Genomic DNA, 18,796 nt, shown 5'->3' on the forward strand with positions numbered 1-18,796 from the left:
CCGTGTGACAACACATGCGCGCGCCGTGTTCTTGCCGAACAAGGTAAAAACACGGCTGTGTATGGGCGGCCGCGGCCGCCCGCTGCATTCTCTTTGACACGCGGAGCAAACATGACGATACAAACGGTAGCAACCACGCCATACCCCGGCCAACGGCCGGGCACTTCGGGCTTGCGGAAGAAAGTGACGGTATTCCAGCAGCCCGCCTATCTCGACAATTTTGTGCAAAGCCTGTTCGACACGCTGGGCGATTGCAGCGGCCGCACGCTGGTGCTGGGCGGCGATGGCCGCTACCACAACCGCGCCGCCGTGCAGACCATCTTGCGCCTGGCCGCCGCGCACGGCTACGCGCGCGTGCTGGTGGGGCGGGGCGGCATCCTGTCCACGCCGGCGGCCAGCTGCGTGATCCGCAAGCATGGCGCGGCCGGCGGCATCATCCTGTCGGCCAGCCACAACCCGGGCGGGCCGGACGGCGACTTCGGCATCAAGTACAACATCGGCAATGGCGGCCCGGCGCCGGAAGCGCTGACCGAGGCCGTGTGGCAGCACAGCGTGGCGCTGCAGCGCTACCGAATCAGCGACGCGCCCGACGTGGAGCTGGACCGCCTGGGCAGCACCCGCGTCGAGCAGATGACGGTGGAGGTGATCGATCCCGTGGCCGACTACGCGCAGCTGATGGAAGGGCTGTTCGATTTCGCCGCCATCCGCGCCCTGTTCGCGCGCGGCTTCACCGTGCGCTTCGACGCCATGAGCGCCGTCACCGGCCCCTACGCGCAAGCGATCCTGGAAGGCATGCTGGGCGCGCCGGCCGGCACCGTCATCAACGCCGTGCCGCTGGAGGATTTCGGTGGCCACCATCCCGACCCCAATCCCGTCAATGCCGCCGGCCTGATCGCACTGATGGCGCGCGACGACGCGCCCGACTTCGGCGCCGCCTCCGACGGCGATGGCGACCGCAACATGATCGTCGGCCGCCGCTTCGAGGTGACGCCGTCCGACAGCCTGGCCGTGCTGGCCGCCAACGCCACCATGGCGCCGGGCTACCGGGCCGGCATCCGCGGCGTGGCCCGCTCCATGCCCACCTCGCGCGCGGCCGACCGCGTGGCCGCCGCGCTGGGCGTGCCGTGCTTCGAGACGCCGACCGGCTGGAAATACTTCGGCAACCTGCTCGATGCCGGCAAGGTCACGCTGTGCGGCGAGGAGAGTTACGGCACCGGCTCGGACCACATGCGCGAGAAGGACGGCCTGTGGGCCGTGCTGTTCTGGCTGAACCTGCTGGCCGCCAGCGGCAAGTCCGTGGCGGCGCTGGTGGGCGAGCACTGGGCCCGCTTTGGCCGCAACTACTACTCGCGCCACGACTACGAGGCCATCGACAGCGCGGCCGCGGCCGAATTGATGGACGCCTTGCGCGCCCGCCTGGGCGGACTGCCCGGCCAGCAGCTGGGCGACTACACGGTGGCGCTGGCGGACGACTTCTGCTACACCGATCCGGTCGACGGCGCGGTGGCGCGCCAGCAGGGCGTGCGCATCGTGATGACGGACGACTCGCGCGTGGTATTGCGCCTGTCCGGCACCGGCACCGAGGGCGCCACGCTGCGCGTCTACCTCGAGCGCTATGAGGCCGACCCGGCCCTGCACCATCTTCCCACGCAGCAGGCGCTGGCCGGCCTGATCGCCATCGCCGAACATGTGGCCGGCATCAGCAGTTATACCGGCCGCAGCGCGCCCAGCGTGATCACCTGATTCTCAACCTGACAGGAAAGTACGTATGAAGCAGACTCCCCTTGCAATGACCCTGGCGCTGGTGTTCGCTGCGCTGGCCGTGCCGGCCGCCTCGGCCGCCTCGGCCGCGCCGGCCGCGCCGGCGAAAGCGTCGGCCACCGCCCCCGCGCGCCATGCCGCCAGGCCGTTCCTGTGGGAGAACGCCACCGTCTACTTCCTGCTGACGGACCGCTTCAACAACGGCAACCGCGCCAACGACCTGGCCTACGGCCGCCAGGCCGACGCCGCGCCACTGCGCGGCTACATGGGCGGCGACCTGGCCGGTGTCACGGCCAAGATCAACGAGGGTTATTTCGACAGCCTGGGCGTGGACGCGATCTGGATCACGCCACCCGTCGAACAGATCCACGCCGGCACCGACGAAGGCACGGGCAAGTCCTACGGCTTCCACGGCTACTGGGCGCGCGACTGGACCAGCGTGGACGCCAACCTGGGCACGGAGCAGGACATGCGCACGCTGGTGGACACGGCCCACGCGCATGGCATCCGCGTGCTGCTCGACGTGGTGATGAACCAGACCGGCCCCGTGACGGAGCAGGATCCCGTATGGCCCACCGAGTGGGTGCGCACCGGCCCGAAGTGCACCTACAAGGACCCGGCCACCACCATCACCTGCACGCTGGTGGACAACCTGCCCGACGTGCGTACCGAGAGCAACGACAACGTGGCCGTGCCGCCCGCGCTGGTGGCCAAGTGGAAGGCGGAAGGCCGCTACGAGCGCGAGATGGCGGAGCTCGACGCCTTCTTCGCCCGCACCGGCTACCCGCGTGCGCCGCGCTACTACCTGATCAAATGGCACGCCGACTGGGTGCGCAAGTACGGTTTCGACGGCTTCCGCGCCGACACCGTCAAGCACGTGGAGGCGAGCGCCTGGAAGGAGCTGGGCAAGGAAGCATCGCTCGCCTACGAAGAGTGGAAGCGCGCCAACCCGGCCCGCAAGGTGGGCGACGACAAATTCTTCATGACGGCCGAACTGTTCGGCTACAACATCGCCAACGGCCAGCTGTTCGACCTGGGCAGCGGCCACAAGGTCAACTACTACCAGGACGGCGGCTTCGACAGCATCATCAACTTCGGCCTGGTGTGGGACGCGAAGCAGGACTACGAGCCGCTGTTCAGCAGCTATGCGGCCAGACTGCACGGCGAGCTGAAAGGCTATTCGGTGCTCAACTACCTGGCCTCGCACGACTTCGACCAGCCGTTCGACCCGGCCCGCATCAAGCCGTTCGAAAGCGCCAACAAGCTGCTGCTGGCGCCCGGCGCGGCCCAGATCTACTACGGCGACGAGACGGCGCGCCGGCTCGACCCGCCGGAAGCGGTAGGCGACGCCAGGCTGCGTTCCTGCATGAACTGGGATGAACTGGCTGCCGACGCCAAACGCGACGGCTACAGCGTGGCCGCCGTGCGCAGCCACTGGAGCAAGCTGGCCCTGTTCCGCCAGGCCCACGTGGCCGTGGGCGCGGGCGAGCACCAGCAGCTGCAAGCCCACCCCTATGTGTTCAAGCGTACCTTCGAGCGCAACGGCGTGCGCGACAAGGTGGTGGTGGCGCTGGAGCAGCCGACCGACAAGCCGGCCGCCATCGCCGTGCATGGCGTGTTCGCCGACGGCGCGCGGGTCCGGGATTACTACTCCGGCACCAGCGCCGTTGTCCGCAAGGGCAAGGTCACCTTCCCGGCCCACAACGCCGTGGTGCTGATCGGCCAGTAAGCGGCGCGCCGGCGGCGTTCGCGTTTTCCGCCGGCGCCGTCGGCATCGCCGTCCGTGCTGCTGTTACGGGCCGTAGGTGTAGACCTGCTTGATCGTGTGGTCCACGGTCGGTTCATTGCGCAGGAAATGGACGATGTCGGCCTGGATGCTGCTCATCAGCGCCTGCGTGGCCGATTCGCTGCACGGCAGGCTGGCGATGCCGCCCGTGGTGCACAGCAAGCGCGCCGGCGTGCTCTCGTACAGGGTCGTGCTGTTGCTGTCGGAGCAGGTGCTCGATATGCTTTGGGTGTAGACCAGGTGGCCGTCCGCCACGTAGATGCGGCGCGAAGTACTGCACACATCGCCATCCCATAATTTGATGAAGGCCGCCACCGGCACCTGCGCCGTGAACGTGACGGTGGCCGGCGCGCTGCTCAGATCTCCATCGTTGACGGTCAGCGTGGCCGTGTAGGTGCCGGCGACGTCGGCGATGAAGTCGGGCGTGGCCACTTTCGGATTGATCAGCGAGGCCATGCTGCCGGGCGGCTTGGTCAGCGTCCACGTGTAGCTGGCCAGGTCCTGGTTGGCGTCCGTGTAGCTGCCGTTGAGTTTGACGAGCGTGCCCGCATCCACCGTCTGTCCCGTGCCGGCGTTGGCGACGGGAGCCACGTTCGCGGGCGGGCCGGCGTCGCCGCCACCGCAGGCGGTCAATGACAACAGGGTCGAACAGAAGGCCATCGACAACAGCAGGGACGGCAGGGGCGTACGCATCATGTCTACTTTCTGGCTAAATTGGAAAGCCAAAAAGATAACATGAAAGTTTGTCAATTTTATCTATTTTCGACAAAAACGACGGCGCAGCGTGGCGGAACTGCAAATGTGCCGGTCGCCGCGTCAAAGCGCGCCGCGCGGGCGGGGCGCTGGTCGGCCGCCCCGGCCCGCAGGTGCACCGGGTGCAGCACGTAGGCGCGGCCCCGCTCCTGCGGCACGGCCAGCGTGTGCGCCACCTTGTCCACGTTGATCAGATAGGTCAGCGACTTGAAGTGCGCGCCCGGATAACCGTCGCCATCCAGGTGTGCCACGATCACGGTCGGCTGCTGCTGCGGGCCCGTGTTGTAGAAGTGCAGGCGGCGCTTGATGTCGTCCGCCGTGCGCAGGCGGAACAGCGTGCTGCTGGCGCGGATGGCCAGCAGGTCGCGGAAGGCGTCGCGCGCATAGGCGATGTCGGCCGGCGCCGGTTTCAGGGCCGCGTTGCGCAGCAGGGGCTTGAGCAGGGCGTAATCCTTGCCGTTGTCGTCGGCCGGCGGCAGGCCCACGCCGTAGTAGTTGTCGCGATAGCTCCAGTCCAGACGGTTGAACCAGTCGCCCGATTCGAAGCTGTTGCGGTCCAGCGACTTGGACCGCAGGATGTCGTAGCCGGCGTGGAAGTAGGCCACGCCCTGGCTGAAGGCGTTGATGGCGGCGCCCAGCATCTGCACGCGCGCGCGGTCGGCCGTGCTGGTGGCCAGCGGCAGCTTGAACACGTTGTTGTCGTACATGGTCTGGTTGTCGTGGTTCTCCACGTAGTTGACCACTTCGCCCGGTTCGCTGGCATAGCCGGCCGGCTGGCCGGCGTAGTCGATGGCCTGCAGTTCCCTGGTCGTGCCATCGGCCGTCGGCAGCGGATAGCTGCGGATGGCGCCGGCCAGTCCGGCCTTGACCATGTCCGAGGCGTGCAGCAGTTCGGCGGCGGCATGCGTGCCGGCCAGCGCGTTGGAGTCGTACACCAGGCCGTTGATGTAGCCCTGCCTGGCAAACAGCTGCTCGCCGGCGTCGCCGGCGCCGCCGCCGCGTACGGCGTCGCGCCCGCGGTCGCTGAAGGTGCCGATGCCGCTGCCGTTGAGCGACAGCTGCGACGCCTGGACGAAGCGTGCGCCGTCGGCCACCTCGCCGAAGTTCCAGCCTTCGCCGATCAGATTGACGTGGCGGCCCGTGGCCGCATCGGCACGCCGCTGCAGCTGCTCCATCGCCGCGCGCGGCTGGTGCGCCATCAGGTCGAAGCGGAACGAATCGATCTTGTACTGCACGGCCCACTGGGTCACGGAATCGATCATCAGTTTGGCCATCATCAGGTTTTCCGTGGCCGTGTTGTCGCAGCAGGTGGAGCGCTCGATCTTGCCTTGTGCGTTCAGGCGGTGGTAGTAGCCCGGCACCACGCGGTCCAGCACCGACTTCTCGTTCTGGCCGGCGATGTAGGTATGGTTGTAGACCACGTCCATGCCCACCCGCAGGCCGGTCTTGTGCAGCGCCATCACCATCTGGCGGAATTCGAGCACGCGGCGCGCGCCGTCGGCCGGATCGGTGGCGTAGCTGCCTTCGGGCGCGTTGTAGTGATACGGGTCGTAGCCCCAGTTGTAGCAGTCGGTGAGCTGGGTGGTCTTGACCAGTGCCTGCTGCGCATCGCTGTCGGGCGCGCCGGACGGCTTGGGCGTCACGCAGCCCTGTTCCGGCACGCTGCCGATGTCGAACACGGGCAGCAGGTGGATGTCCGTCATGCCGGCGCGGCTCAGCGCGGCCAGGTGTTTCATCCCATTTGAATGCGTTTCCGTGAAGGCCGCGTATTTGCCGCGGTGGGCGGCGCTGACCGTGCCGTCGTTGATGGAAAAGTCGCGCACGTGCAGCTCGTAGACAGCCATGTCGGGCTGCACCGCCACATTTTTTGGCGCGCGGTCGCGTTCCCAGCCGGCTGGTTTCAGCTTGGCCGCATCGAGGTCGGCGATGTAGCTGCGTCTCGAATCCGTCGTCAGGCTGACGGAATAGGGATCGGTGACCAGGTTGCGCACCATGCCGGCCGAGGGCGCGAACACGTCCACCGCGTACTGGTAGTACTGGCCCGACAGGTCGGTCGGCCGCGTGGCGGACCAGATGCCGGTGGCCGCGTCGAAGGTCATCGGCACCAGCGTGCTGGCCGCGCCGCTGCCTTTCGGATAAATGCAGACCGATACCTGGCGTGCCGTCGGCGCCCATAGCTTGAAGGTGCTGCGGCCCGGAGCGACGGTCACGCCCAGGTCTGGCGCCTGGCCGGCGGCTGCGTACAGGTCGTCCAGGGCGCCGGCGATCTGCAGGCCGGTGGCGTCGCGCACGGTGCCGTCCGGCCCTTCCTGCACCAGCACCAGCTGCTGCTGGTGCAGGATGGCGGCGCGGGCAGCGTCGGCCGCCGGCAGCGCCAGCGTGACGCCTGCCGCGACGAACTTGAAGCGCTGCGCCAGGTCGGCGGGCAGGACGCCGTCGTGGCGTTCCAGCGTGATGGCGCCGTCGGCGCCGCTGACCTTGGCGCCCGGGGTGGCGGTCAGCGTGCCGCCGGCGGCGTAATAGAGCTTGAAGATGGCATCGCTGTCGGCGCCGGGCCAGCGCAGCAGCTGGCGGTTGAACCAGTAGGCGCGGGCGTCGGTCGCGGCGGCCGGCTGCAGCACGGTGGCGAACGGGCCGTTGCAGCTGGCCAGCGTGGCCGTGTCGGCGGCCGCGGCGGCCAGGCAGGTCAGGGCAAGCGCGCCGCCCGCCGAAAGTTGTGCCGCGCGTTTCCACGCGCCGTACTGGTGTGCGCCCATTAACTCATCTCCGTATCATGTTTTGGTAGTGCAGTTACAAATATTCGCTGCATACCCTTGAATTTGCCAGATATGGTAATCCAATTTCTGTAGTTTTGATACGAAAATGCGGCGAGTGGGGGATCGTGACTATTTCTTGCCGGTGCCGATCTGATATTTCTTGAGCTTGTCGTACAGCGTCTTGCGCGGCACGGCCAGATGGTCGGCGGCCAGGGCGACATTACCGTCCGTGGCCTCGAGCGCGCGCACGATCAACTCGCGCTCGAACTGGTCGACCTGCTGGGGCAGGGAGGGAGCGGTTGTTTCCGCGTCAGGCGCGCCGCCTGCGTTGTCCGTGCTCCACGGCGCAGCGCTGATGGCTGCGGCGCTGGGCGGCATCTCCGCCACGCCCAGCACCAGCCGTTCGGCGAAGTTGCGCAGTTCGCGTACGTTGCCGGGCCATTCCGCGGCCTGCCACTGCGCCATCTGTTGCGCGCTCCAGGCGGGCACGGGACGCTGGAAGCGGGCCGCCGCATCCCGCACGAAGTGGGCCAGCAGCAGCGGTATGTCGTCCGGCCGGTCGCGCAGGCGGGGCAGCTCCAGTGTGACCACGCCGATGCGGTAGTACAGGTCTTCGCGGAACAGGCCCTGGGCCGCCAACTGCAGCAGGTCGGTCTTGGTGGCGGCCACCACGCGGCAGTCGAGCGCGATGCTGTCGTTGCCGCCCAGCCGTTCCAGCCGTCGTTCCTGCAGCACGCGCAGCAGCTTGACCTGCAGCGCCATCGGCATGCTCTCGATCTCGTCCAGGAACACGGTGCCGCCGTTGGCGTATTCGAGCTTGCCGATGCGGCGCTTTTGCGCGCCCGTGAACGCGCCCGCCTCGTGGCCGAAGATTTCGCTCTCAAACACCGATTCGGGCAGGGCGCCGCAATTGATGGCGACGAACTGGCCCTTGCGCCCGCTGGCCGCGTGCAGCAGGCGTGCCACCACTTCCTTGCCGGTGCCGGTCTGGCCATGGATCAGCACATCGACGGCGGCCGGCGCCACGTTGCGCACCAGGACCTTTACGCGTTCGATGGCGTCGGAGCGGCCCACCAGGTCCGGCAGGTCGGGATGCAGGGCACGCTGCGCGCGCAAGGCGCGGTTCTCCAGCACCAACGCGCGCCGTTCCTGGGCGCGGCGTACGGCTTCCTGCAGGCGTTCGGCGGCGAACGGCTTTTCGATGAAATCGTAGGCGCCGCTGCGCATGGCCGCTACCGCCATGGCGACATCGCCGTGGCCGGTGACGACGATGACGGGCAGTTCCGCGTCCAGCGCCACCACCAGTTCCAGCAGTTCCAGGCCGCTGCGGCCGGGCAGGCGCACGTCCGTCACGATGACGCCGCCGTAGTCGGGCCGCAGCAGGGCCTGCGCCTCCTCGGCGCTGGCGCAGGCCTGCACGGTAAAGCCGCCCAGTTCCAGCGTCTGGCTGGTGGCCAGGCGCAGCGCTGCTTCATCTTCAACCAGGATCGCTTGCGGTGCGCTCACGTCACACTCCTTCTATCAACAGTGGCAGGCGCAGCTCGAAGCGCGCGCCGCCGCCGGGCAGGTTGCGGGCGGTGAGCTGGCCGTTCATGGCCTGCACGATGGACGACGAAATCGCCAGTCCCAGCCCCAGTCCCTTGCCGGACGGCTTGGTGGTGAAAAACGGTTCGAACAGGTGGGCCGCCACCTGCTCCGGTATGCCAGGGCCGCTGTCGCTGATGCTCACCAGCGCGTATGCATCCTCGCGCGCGAGCGCGACGGCCACCCGGCGCGCGTCTGGCGGCCCCGCCTCCACGGCGTCGAGCGCGTTGCGCAGCAAGTTGATCAGCACCTGCTCGATGCGCACGGCGTCGCCGGCCACCTTGCAGCAGCCATCGTCGGCCGACACCTCCAGCGCCACGTCGAGCCGGCGGAATTCGCTTTGCAGCAGGAACGACGAGGCGCGCACGGAAGCGGCCAGGTCCACCGTGGCCACGCTTTCATCCTTGCGCGCGAAGCCCTTGAGCTGGCCGATGATGGCGCCCATGCGCGCGCTGGCGTCGGCGATGTGGCCCAGGTTACTGGTGGCCTGCGCCGTCATGCCCCGTTCCAGGAAGGTGCGGGCGTTGTCGGCAAAGGCGCGGATGGCGGCCAGCGGCTGGTTCAGTTCATGCGTGACGCCGGCCGCCATCTGGCCCAGCATGGCCAGCTTGCCGGCCTGGACCAGCTCATTCTGGGTCGAGCGCAGCAGCTGTTCCGTTTCCTGCAGTTTGGCGTATTTGGTTTCCAGGCTGGCGTTGGTCTGGCGCAGCTGGTCCGTGCGTTCGACGATGCGGTCCTCCAGTTCCAGGGCGGCCCGCTGCAGCGCGGCGCGCGAAGCCTGGGCTTCCTCCAGCCGGCGGCGGCGCTGGTGGATGGCCCAGCTGGATACGGCCGCGCAGGCCAGCAGCAGCGCCGCCGCCAGCGCCCACTGCACGCCGGCCCGCAGCACGCGGTCCTGGCCGGGGAACAGCATCAGCTGCCATCCCAGTTCGCCGACGGGCTGCGTGACCGGCTGCACGATGTTGGCGGGCAGGGGCAGGATGGGCTTGCCCAGGTATTGCTGGGTGCGCGCCAATTCCAGTTCGGTGGCCGCATCGAGGCGGCGCAGGCTGCGGTAGATCCAGTCCGGCCGGTTGCTGAGGAAGATCACGCCGCTGCGGTCGGCCAGCACGATGGGGTCGGCGCTGCTGCGCCAGGTGCGCTCGAATTCGGCCAGGCTGATCTTGACGGCCACCACCCCGGCCACGGCGCCGCGCGCGCTGCCGTCGCGGTACACGGGTTGGGCGATGAAATAGCCCGCTTCGCTGGTGCTGGTGCCGATGCCGTAGAACCGTCCCGCCTGGCCATGCAGGGCGGCGTGGAAGTAGGGGCGGTAGGAGAAATTCTTGCCCACGAAGCCCCGCGGCTGGTCCCAGTTGCTGGCGCCCAGCGTGAGGCCGTCGCGGTTCATCACGTAGATGGCGCCGACCTTGGCCTGCTGCTGGATGGTGTGCAAGGTGCTGTTCAGGCGGGCGATGGCTTGCGGCTCGTCCGGGTGGGCCAGGGCCTGGATCAGGTCAGGCTGGAAGCCCAGCACGAAGGGCAGGGTTTCGAATTTTTGCAGGACCGATTGCAGGTCGGGCGCGATCAGCTGCAGCTGGCGCTGGCCCTGGTCCTGCAGTTCGGCGCGGGCGTGGCGGGTGCCGAGCAGATAGGCGGCAGCCACGATGGCGGCGGCGCCGAGCAAGGCCGGTAGCAACAACAGGGATAGGTTCGCGCGCTTCATGCCTGGTACTGTACCGCAACAAAGGATGGGCAGGAGACGTGGGACACATGCCCTGCTTCAAAAGTGGGGAGGAATTCCCAAAAATGGGGACGTACCCCGGTTTGATATAGCGCAAATCGGGGTACGTCCCCATTTTTCAGTATCCAAATTGGGGACGGACTCCGGTTTGATATGGCGCAAATCGGAGTCCGTCCCCATTTTCATTCTTCAATCAACGGCGGCGAGGCGGATTTCGTCGTTGTGGTGGCGCTGCTGCTCTTCCATCACCAGCTGCCCCAGCTCGCGCTTGAGGGCGTTGAACTCGGCGGCGGCCGGGTCGCGTAGCCGCGGCAGGTCCACCAGCAGGTCGCGCTTGACCGTGCCGGGCCGATACGTCATGACGACGATGCGGTCGGCCAGGTAGATCGCTTCCTCAATGCTGTGGGTGACGAAGATGATGGTCTTCTTCAGCTCGGACCAGATGCGCAGCAGCTCGTCCTGCAGGTTGCGCCGCGTGAGCGCGTCGAGCGCGCCGAACGGCTCGTCCATCAGCATGATGGGCGAATCGAGCGCCAGCACGCGGGCGATGGCCACCCGCTGGCGCATGCCGCCCGACAGGTCTTTTGGATAGCGCTGGGCGAAGTCCTGCAGCGACAGCATCTTCAGCAGTTCCTGCACCTTGGCGTCGATCTCGCGCTGGCCCATGCCTTTGATCTCCAGCCCGAAGGCGATGTTCTTGGCCACCGTCATCCACGGGAACAGGGCGTATTCCTGGAACACCATGCCGCGCTCGGGGCCAGGCCCCGTCACCAGCTTGCCGTCCGCGTGGATGGTGCCCGACGAGGGCAGCGAAAAGCCGGCCACGGCGTTGAGCAGGGTGGACTTGCCGCAGCCGGAAGGCCCCAGCAGGCAGACGAACTGGCCCTGCGGAATATCGAGCTCGATGTTCTTGAGCGCGACCACGTCGCGCCCGTCGGCCTGGAATACTTTGTTGACGCCGCGAACGGCAATATGGGATGCGCTCATCTTAGTTCTCCAGGCCGCGGTGCCAGCGCAGCAAATGATTGTTCAGTTTGTTCATGGCGACGTCGATCAGCAGGCCCAGCAGGCCGATGCTGATCATGCCGGCGATAATCTTGTCCGACCAAAAATACTCGCGCGCCTCGAGGATGCGGAAGCCCAGCCCGTTGTTCACGGCGATCATCTCGGACACGATGACGACGATGAACGCGGTGCCGATGCCGATCCGCACGCCCGACAGGATGTAGGGCACGGCCGCCGGCAACATCACCCGTACGAACATGGTGTGCTGCCCCACGCCCAGGTTGCGCGCGGCCCGGATGTAGATGCCGTCCACCTGCCGCACGCCGGCGATGGTGTTCATCAGCACGGGGAAGAAGGCGCCCAGCGCAATCAGGAACACGGCCGGCGCGTTGCCCAGCCCGAACCAGAGTATGGCCAGCGGAATGTAGGCGATGGGCGGAATCGGCCGCAGCACCTGCATGAGCGGATTGAACCAGGCATACATGCGCTTGCTCGATCCCATGACCAGGCCCAGCGGCAGCGCCAGTCCCGCGCCCACCACAAAGCCCACCACCACGCGGTACATGCTGCTGAGGGTGTCGCCCACCAGTTCGCCCGAAAAAGCCCAGGCCAGCCAGGAGCCGGCCGCCCGATCATAAGGCTGCAGCGGCAGCAGGTATTCGAACCACTTGTGCACCACGGCCGCCGGCGACGGCAGTACCTGCGGGTTGACCCAGCCCAGCATGGCGCTGGCCTGCCACAGGGCGACGACGAGGACCGGCACCACGATGCCGGCGGCGAGTTCACGCCAGTGTTGTAGTTTCATGATGTCTCCCCTTATTGGATGTTGAGGCTTTTCTTGGCCGCTTCCAGCAGGTCGGTCTTGACCCAGTCCTTGGCCACGGGCGGGTTGCGCATCTTGCCGGTGCCGGTCCTGGCCATGACGTCGGTGGTGACCTGGATATGGTCGGCGGTGACGTCGTAGCTGTAGGGCGAATTGCTGATGGCGTCGTCGAAGTCGTCCTTGGTGATCTGGTTCTTGAAGATGGTTTCGCGTACATACTTCTCGGCCACGCCCTTGTTGTCGATGAACAGCTTGGTCGCCTGCACGAAGCAGTTCATGAACTTGGCGGCCACGGCGCGGTGCTCCTTGTAGAACTTCTCGCTCATGACCATGGTGCGCACAGGCGCGCCGATGGGCGTGTCGTAGGGCTTCATCACTTCCACCCCGTAGCCCTTGTTGATGGCCTGCGACGATTGCGGTTCGCTTTGCATGATGGCGTCCAGGTTCTTGCCCAGCAGCGCCTGGTTGAGGTCGGCAAAGGCCAGGTAGACCAGCTGCACGTCCTTGCCCGGCTGGTCGGACGCCGTCAGGCCGTGCTGGGCCAGTTCGGCCACCAGCAGCACCTCATGGATGCCGCCGCGCGTGACGCCGACCTTCTTGCCCTTCAAGTCCTTGATCGACTTGACGCCGGCATCGGGGCGCGCCACCAGGCGTGCGCCGCCCTTGGCGAAACCGGCGACGACGTAGATGGGCGCGCCGTTGGCGCGGCCCGAAATGGCGGCCTCGGAGGCGGTGGCGCCCACGTCCAGTTCGCCGGCCAGGATGGCTTGCATCACGTCCGGCCCCTTGGCAAACACGTGTTCTTCCACTTTGATGCCGCACTTGGGCGCGATTTCCTTGATGTAGGAAACGGCGCCGTAGTGGGCGAACTTGAGGTTGCCGAGGCGGACCACGTCTTCCGCCTGGGCGGCGGTGCTAAGGACGGCGGCGGCGAGTGCGATCAGGCGTAACTTGGACATGCTGGTCTCCGTTGTGGTTGTGTGCCTAAAGCAAGTGCACGTTCTGTGCCAGCCACAAGGGGAACCCATCGCGAACGCTAAGGTATTGATTTATATCGGATCGCGGCGGCGCGGTGCTTGCGCGCCGTCAGCATCCTGGGCGGAAATACGCAATCGGCGCCAGTGCCGGTTGCGGATTTCCGCGCAAGGCAAGGGCGTGGGTCAGCCCTCGCGGTAGTGGTTCACCATGCGGTAGCTGCGCGCATACCACCCGAAAATGGCGGCCGCGGCCAACGCGAAGGCGGCGAAGAAGAACATCTGGAACGCGATCGAACTGAGGCCGGTCGCGGCGATGAGTGCCGTGACGCCATCGTTCTTGACGCCCGCATTGACGATCAGCACCCACAGGCTGCCGATGGTGACGGCCAGATACCACAAGCTCATGATGGTGCCCTTCATGGAGGCCGGCGCCTGGCTGTACGCAAATTCCAGTCCCGAGGTCGACACCAGCACCTCGCCGAACGTGAGCAGCGTGTAGGGCAGGATCTGCCAGGCGATGGAAGTGGGCGTGCCGCCATCCATCTGCAACTGGATGGCGCCGATCACCACCCAGGCCAGCGACGTGAAGGCGATGCCGCCCGTCATGCGGCGCAGCGTGGTCGGCTCCCAGCCCAGGCGGCGCAGCAGGGGGAACAGCAGCAAGTTGTTGAACGGGATCAGCAGCATCACCAGCATGGGATTGAGCGCCTGCATCTGGGCCGGCAGGAACCAGTCCGGCTTGGTCATGTCGTTGGCCTGCACGATCCAGGTCGAAGCCTTCTGGTCGAACAGCGACCAGAATGGCGTCACCAGCGAAAACACGATCAGGATGCGCAACACGGCCCGCACGCCTTCTATCGTCTCGTCCGGATGGGCGCCGCGGGCCCGTTCCAGTTGCATGGCCGTGCCCATGCCGCCAAAGGCCAGCAGCAGCACCACGGCCAGGCAGGCCGCGATCACAAAGCCCCACTGGGGCGTCATGCACAGCGAGGCCACGGCGCCGGCCACGCCCACGCCCGCCACCGTCAGGCCGGGACGCGACTGGCCGGGCCGGCGCGTCAGCAGCGCCGTGCGCGCCACCCGCAGCACGGAATGGGGATCGGCCGCCGCCGGCGGCACGTGGACGTATTTCTTGTTCCCCATCCAGAACACGACGGTGGCGATGAACATCAGCAGGCCGGGAATGCCGAACGCCACGGCGGCGCCGAAATCGCGCAGGAAGATGGGCATCAGCAGCGAGGCGAAGAAGGAGCCGAAGTTGATGATCCAGTAGAACGCGTCGAACACCACCTTGGCCCGGTTCTTGTTGCTCTGGTCAAACTGGTCGCCCACGAACGACACCACCAGCGGCTTGATGCCGCCCGAGCCGAAGGCGATCAGGAACAGGCCCAGGTAAAAGCCCTGCAAATTGTCTTCGAAGATGGCGAGGCAAGCGTGGCCGGCCACGTAGACCAGGCTCATCCAGAAGATGGTGTTGTACTTGCCAAACAGTCGGTCGGCCACCCAGCCGCCCAGCAGGGGGAAGAAATAGACGCCGATCACAAAGGTGTGGAACACATGCTTGGCCTCCCCGGCCCGTTCGGGCAGCGGCAGGAACAGCAGCAGGGTGCTGATCAGGAAGGGCGTGAGGATGTTGCGCATGCCGTAAAAGCTGAAGCGCTCGCAACCCTCGTTGGCGATGATGTAGGGAATTTGCCGCGGCATCGGCCCGTTGCCCGGCTCCAAATCGGCACTTTGTGCCGTAGTTTGTGTAGTTTGACTACTATTCATTGTGGTCTCTATTTTCATTTAACTTTGTAAGTTATTGATTTAATTGACTTTTGCATGGTATTGCGAAAAGCGCCTGCACATTGAAAAATTCATATTGCTGATGTATATTGTCTACAAATCCAACATCGGGCCCTGCCATGACACTACAACTCTCCCAGCCTTCCGATCAGCAACGCCAGTGGTGGCGCGAAGCCATCATCTACCAGGTTTATCCGCGCAGCTTCCTCGACACCAATGGTGACGGCGTCGGCGATTTGCCCGGCATTACGGCAAAGCTGGACTATATCGCATCGCTGGGCGTGGACATCGTCTGGATTTCCCCATTTTTCAAGTCGCCGATGAAGGACTTCGGCTACGACGTGTCCGACTACTGCGACGTCGATCCCCTGTTCGGCACGCTGGCCGATTTCGACCAGTTGGTAGCCCGCGCCCACAGCCTGGGCCTGAAGATCATGATCGACCAGGTCATGTCGCACTCGGCCGAAGACCATGCCTGGTTCAAGGAAAGCCGCAGCAGCCGCGACAATCCCAAGGCCGACTGGTATGTGTGGGCCGACCCGCTGCCGGACGGCAATCCACCGAACAACTGGATGTCCGTCTTCGGCGGTTCGGCCTGGCAGTGGGACAGCCGTCGCCGCCAGTACTACATGCACAACTTCCTCGTCAGCCAGCCCGACCTGAACTTCCACAACCCGCAAGTGCAGCAAGCCCACCTGGACAGCCTGCGCTTCTGGCTGGAGCGGGGCGTGGACGGCATCCGCATGGACGCCTGCAACTTCCACTTCCACGACACCGAGCTGCGCAGCAATCCGCCGGCCGTCAACCGCGACACGGCCACCGTGTCCGACGTCAACCCGTACGGCATGCAGGCCCACGTCTACGACAAGAGCCGCCCGGAAAACCTGGCCTTCCTGCAAAAGCTGCGCAGCCTGCTCAATGAATATGGCGCCGTCGCCATCGGCGAAGTGGGGGCCGACGATTCGCTGGCCGTGATGGCCGAATACACGGCCGGCGGCGACAAGCTGCACATGGCCTACAGCTTCAACCTGCTGGTGCCGACCGTGACGGCCCGCTACATCCGCAACCAGGTCGAGCAGTTCGAAGCGCGCGTGCAGGGCGGCTGGGCTTCCTGGTCGGTGGGCAACCACGACGTGCAGCGCGTGGCCACGCGCTGGGGCGGCCCGGACGCGCCCGTCGCCTTCGCCAAGATGATCCTGGCCATGCAGCTCTCGCTCAAGGGCACGCCTTGCCTGTACCAGGGCGACGAGCTGGCCTTCCCGGAAGCGGACGTGCCGTTCGAACTGCTGCAAGACCCGTACGGCATCACCTTCTGGCCGGAATTCAAGGGCCGCGACGGCTGCCGCACGCCGATGGCGTGGACCGGCGGCGAGCATGGCGGCTTCACCAGCGGCAAGCCGTGGCTGCCCGTGGTGGCGCCGCAGCTGGCGCGCGCTGCCGCCGTGCAGGAAAACGATCCCGACTCGGCGCTGTCCTTCGCCCGCAAGATCATCGCGTGGCGCCGCGCGCTGCCCCAGCTGACCCGCGGCGGCATCACCTTCCTCGACGCGCCGGAACCGGTGCTGGCGCTGCGGCGCGACCTGGAAGGCGAGCGCGGCATTGTCGCCATCTTCAACCTCGGCGCCGCGCCGGTCAGCTTCAGCCTGCCGCAGGCGGCGGGCGCCGAGCAGATGAGCGGCTACGGCCTGCCCGGCACCGTGCAGGGCGACCAGGTCAGCCTGCCGGCCTACGGCGCCTGGTTCGGCCTGGTCCGGTAAGCGGACGCCGGCCATCGGCAAACAGCAAGCCCCGCACGAGTCGTTTGTGCGGGGTTTGCTTCTTTATGGGCCATATTTCGGGTATGCTTGCCGCCTTCCGGGGCGTTATATTCCAAACAAAACGCACCGCTCAATGTTCTGATTGAATCGACGATGAAACAAGCTGAAGTTGACCATAAACTCAATCGCACCGCGTTTGCCGACGGACCCCGCCTGCTGGCCGACATCGGCGCCACCCATGCCCGGTTCGCGCTGCAGACGGCGCCGGGCGAGTTTCGCGCCGTTAGCGTGCTCAAGTGCGACGACTTCCCCGACATCGTGGCCATGCTGCGCTCCTATCTGGCCGACCACCGCGACATCACGCTGACCCATGCGGCGCTGGCCGTGGCCAACCCCGTCAGCGGCGACCAGGTGCGCATGACCAACCGCGACTGGGAATTTTCCACCGACGAAGTGCGCCGCGCGCTGGGCCTGCACACGCTGCTGGTGGTGAACGACTTCACGGCGCTGGCCATGTCGCTGCCCGGCCTCAAGCCGGCCGACCTGATGCAGGTGGGCGGCGGCGCGCCGGCCAGCAACTCCGTGATCGGGGTGCTGGGACCGGGCACCGGCCTGGGCGTGTCGGGCGTGATCCCCACCGTGGACGGCTTCGTCACCCTGGGCAGTGAAGGCGGCCACACCAACTTCGCCCCGGCCGACGAGCGCGAATATTCTATCCTCCAATATGCGTGGCAGACCTGGTCGCACGTGTCGACCGAGCGCCTCATTTCCGGCCCCGGCATGGAAATCATCTACCGCGCCATCGCCAAGCGCAACGGGCGCCAGGTGCGCGACCTGACGAACCAGGAAATCATGTCCGGCGCCCTGACCGACAAGGACCCGCTGTGCCTGGAAGTGCTGGAATGCTTCTGCGCCATGCTGGGCGGCGCCAGCGCCAACCTGGCCGTCACGCTGGGCGCGTTCGGCGGCGTCTTCATCGGCGGCGGCATCGTGCCGCGCATGGGCGAGTGGTTCAAGACGTCGCCGTTCCGCTCGCGCTTTGAAGCCAAGGGCCGCTTCACCAGCTACCTGTCGGAAATCCCGACCTACGTCATCACCACGCCCAATCCCGCGTTCTATGGCGTGGCCACGATCCTGTCGGAACACCTGCGCGGGCGCAGCGGCGCCAACACGCTGATGGAGCGCGTGCAGCACCTGCAGCACGAACTGACGCCGGCCGAGCAGCGCGTGGCCAGCCTGGTGCTGGAGCAGCCGCGCCTGGTGCTGAACGAACCGATCGCCGACATCGCCCGCCTGGCCGAAGTGAGCCAGCCGACCGTGATCCGCTTCTGCCGTTCGCTGGGCTTCCTGGGCCTGGCCGACTTCAAGCTCAAGTTCGCCAGCAGCCTGACGGGCGCCATTCCCGTGCGCCACAGCCAGGTGCGGGTCAGCGACAGCACGCACGACCTGAGCGCCAAGGTGATCGACAACACCGTGTCGGCCATCCTGAAATTCCGCGACCAGCTCGACGTGCGCTCGCTGGACCGTGCCATTGCCCTGATCAGCAAGGCCAAGCGGGTCGAGTTCTACGCCATGGGCAACTCGCGCGTGGTGGCGCTGGACGGCCAGCACAAGTTCTTCCGCTTCCGCATCCCCACCTCCTCGTACGGCGACTCGCACCTGTTCGGGCTGGCGGCGGGGTTGCTCAAGGCAGGCGACGTGGTGATCGCCATTTCCAATTCCGGCAAGCTGCCCGACCTGCTCGACGCGGTCGACACGGCGCGCGCGGCCGGCGCCGACGTCATCGCCATCACGGCCAGCAACTCGCCGCTGGCCAAGAAAGCCACGGTGTGCCTGGCGGTCGACCACAGTGAAGACAGCACCACCTTCCTGTCGATGATCTCGCGCATATTGCAGCTGCTGCTGATCGACATCCTGTCCGTCGGCATCTCGCTCGACGCCCAGAATGCCGAGCTCGTGCTCGAGCGCAAAGGCGAAGGCATTGAATCGGAAACGCGCCGCCTGCTGATCTCCCACCTCGACAGCTAAGCCCGCCACCTCCCAAAAATGGGGACGTACCCCGATTTGCGAATTAGCAAAAACG

At 66.4% G+C, this 18,796-nt stretch carries 12 protein-coding genes; 4 read left to right on the forward strand and 8 right to left on the reverse strand.

Going from position 1 to position 18,796, the window contains the following annotated elements; all coding sequences use genetic code 11:
* Nucleotides 1-111: 111 nt before the first annotated feature.
* Both AC3WOS_RS13720 and AC3WOS_RS13725 read left to right on the forward strand, forming a co-directional pair.
* The gene (locus AC3WOS_RS13720) at nt 112-1,743 is read left to right on the forward strand and encodes an alpha-D-glucose phosphate-specific phosphoglucomutase (RefSeq protein WP_492716553.1); all 1,632 of its coding nucleotides are present in this window, start codon (nt 112-114) and stop codon (nt 1,741-1,743) included.
* Between the two features lie 25 nt (nt 1,744-1,768).
* The gene (locus AC3WOS_RS13725; protein ID WP_492716554.1) at nt 1,769-3,490 is read left to right on the forward strand and encodes an alpha-amylase family glycosyl hydrolase; all 1,722 of its coding nucleotides are present in this window, start codon (nt 1,769-1,771) and stop codon (nt 3,488-3,490) included.
* Nucleotides 3,491-3,553: 63 nt separating this feature from the next.
* Here AC3WOS_RS13725 and AC3WOS_RS13730 read toward each other — a convergent pair whose 3' ends face one another.
* The 8 genes from AC3WOS_RS13730 to AC3WOS_RS13765 form a co-directional block, all read right to left on the reverse strand.
* Entirely contained in the window at nt 3,554-4,243 is a 690-nt protein-coding gene (locus tag AC3WOS_RS13730) for a PKD domain-containing protein (protein WP_492716555.1), read from the reverse strand.
* Nucleotides 4,244-4,299: 56 nt separating this feature from the next.
* Nucleotides 4,300-7,056 (reverse strand): pullulanase-type alpha-1,6-glucosidase, encoded by a 2,757-nt coding sequence (gene pulA, locus AC3WOS_RS13735; RefSeq protein WP_492716556.1) that lies wholly within the window; start codon nt 7,054-7,056, stop codon nt 4,300-4,302.
* 129 nt (nt 7,057-7,185) lie between these two features.
* A complete protein-coding gene (locus tag AC3WOS_RS13740) occupies nt 7,186-8,562 on the reverse strand; it encodes a sigma-54-dependent transcriptional regulator (RefSeq protein ID WP_492716557.1) in 1,377 nt (458 codons plus the stop codon).
* 1 nt (nt 8,563) lies between these two features.
* Entirely contained in the window at nt 8,564-10,345 is a 1,782-nt protein-coding gene (locus AC3WOS_RS13745; protein ID WP_492716559.1) for an ATP-binding protein, read from the reverse strand.
* A 207-nt stretch (nt 10,346-10,552) separates the two neighbouring features.
* Nucleotides 10,553-11,350 carry an ABC transporter ATP-binding protein gene (locus AC3WOS_RS13750; protein ID WP_492716560.1) on the reverse strand — a complete coding sequence of 266 codons (798 nt, stop codon included), beginning with the start codon at nt 11,348-11,350 and terminating at the stop codon, nt 10,553-10,555.
* 1 nt (nt 11,351) lies between these two features.
* Entirely contained in the window at nt 11,352-12,173 is an 822-nt protein-coding gene (locus AC3WOS_RS13755) for an ABC transporter permease (RefSeq protein ID WP_492716562.1), read from the reverse strand.
* A gap of 11 nt (nt 12,174-12,184) precedes the next feature.
* Complete coding sequence (locus AC3WOS_RS13760) at nt 12,185-13,150, reverse strand: ABC transporter substrate-binding protein (RefSeq protein ID WP_492716563.1); 966 nt, start codon at nt 13,148-13,150, stop codon at nt 12,185-12,187.
* Nucleotides 13,151-13,351: 201 nt separating this feature from the next.
* Nucleotides 13,352-14,872 (reverse strand): POT-type proton-dependent oligopeptide transporter, encoded by a 1,521-nt coding sequence (locus AC3WOS_RS13765; protein ID WP_492716565.1) that lies wholly within the window; start codon nt 14,870-14,872, stop codon nt 13,352-13,354.
* A gap of 203 nt (nt 14,873-15,075) precedes the next feature.
* On the opposite strand from AC3WOS_RS13765, the gene AC3WOS_RS13770 reads away from it, so the two are divergent.
* Together AC3WOS_RS13770 and AC3WOS_RS13775 are read left to right on the forward strand one after the other, a co-directional pair.
* Nucleotides 15,076-16,713, forward strand: coding sequence for an alpha-amylase family glycosyl hydrolase (locus AC3WOS_RS13770; RefSeq protein ID WP_492716566.1), 1,638 nt, complete (start codon nt 15,076-15,078; stop codon nt 16,711-16,713).
* Between the two features lie 153 nt (nt 16,714-16,866).
* The gene (locus tag AC3WOS_RS13775; RefSeq protein WP_492716567.1) at nt 16,867-18,741 is read left to right on the forward strand and encodes a glucokinase; all 1,875 of its coding nucleotides are present in this window, start codon (nt 16,867-16,869) and stop codon (nt 18,739-18,741) included.
* Nucleotides 18,742-18,796 lie beyond the last annotated feature (55 nt).

Source organism: Rugamonas sp. FW305-51, from assembly GCF_058786935.1.

Coding starts and splice junctions, on each gene's coding strand:
- AC3WOS_RS13720 (WP_492716553.1), top strand. CDS start 112: ATGACGATACAAACGGTAGCAACCACGCCATACCCCGGCCAACGGCCG.
- AC3WOS_RS13725 (WP_492716554.1), top strand. CDS start 1,769: ATGAAGCAGACTCCCCTTGCAATGACCCTGGCGCTGGTGTTCGCTGCG.
- AC3WOS_RS13730 (WP_492716555.1), bottom strand. CDS start 4,243: ATGATGCGTACGCCCCTGCCGTCCCTGCTGTTGTCGATGGCCTTCTGT.
- pulA (WP_492716556.1), bottom strand. CDS start 7,056: ATGGGCGCACACCAGTACGGCGCGTGGAAACGCGCGGCACAACTTTCG.
- AC3WOS_RS13745 (WP_492716559.1), bottom strand. CDS start 10,345: ATGAAGCGCGCGAACCTATCCCTGTTGTTGCTACCGGCCTTGCTCGGC.
- AC3WOS_RS13750 (WP_492716560.1), bottom strand. CDS start 11,350: ATGAGCGCATCCCATATTGCCGTTCGCGGCGTCAACAAAGTATTCCAG.
- AC3WOS_RS13755 (WP_492716562.1), bottom strand. CDS start 12,173: ATGAAACTACAACACTGGCGTGAACTCGCCGCCGGCATCGTGGTGCCG.
- AC3WOS_RS13760 (WP_492716563.1), bottom strand. CDS start 13,150: ATGTCCAAGTTACGCCTGATCGCACTCGCCGCCGCCGTCCTTAGCACC.
- AC3WOS_RS13765 (WP_492716565.1), bottom strand. CDS start 14,872: ATGCCGCGGCAAATTCCCTACATCATCGCCAACGAGGGTTGCGAGCGC.
- AC3WOS_RS13770 (WP_492716566.1), top strand. CDS start 15,076: ATGACACTACAACTCTCCCAGCCTTCCGATCAGCAACGCCAGTGGTGG.
- AC3WOS_RS13775 (WP_492716567.1), top strand. CDS start 16,867: ATGAAACAAGCTGAAGTTGACCATAAACTCAATCGCACCGCGTTTGCC.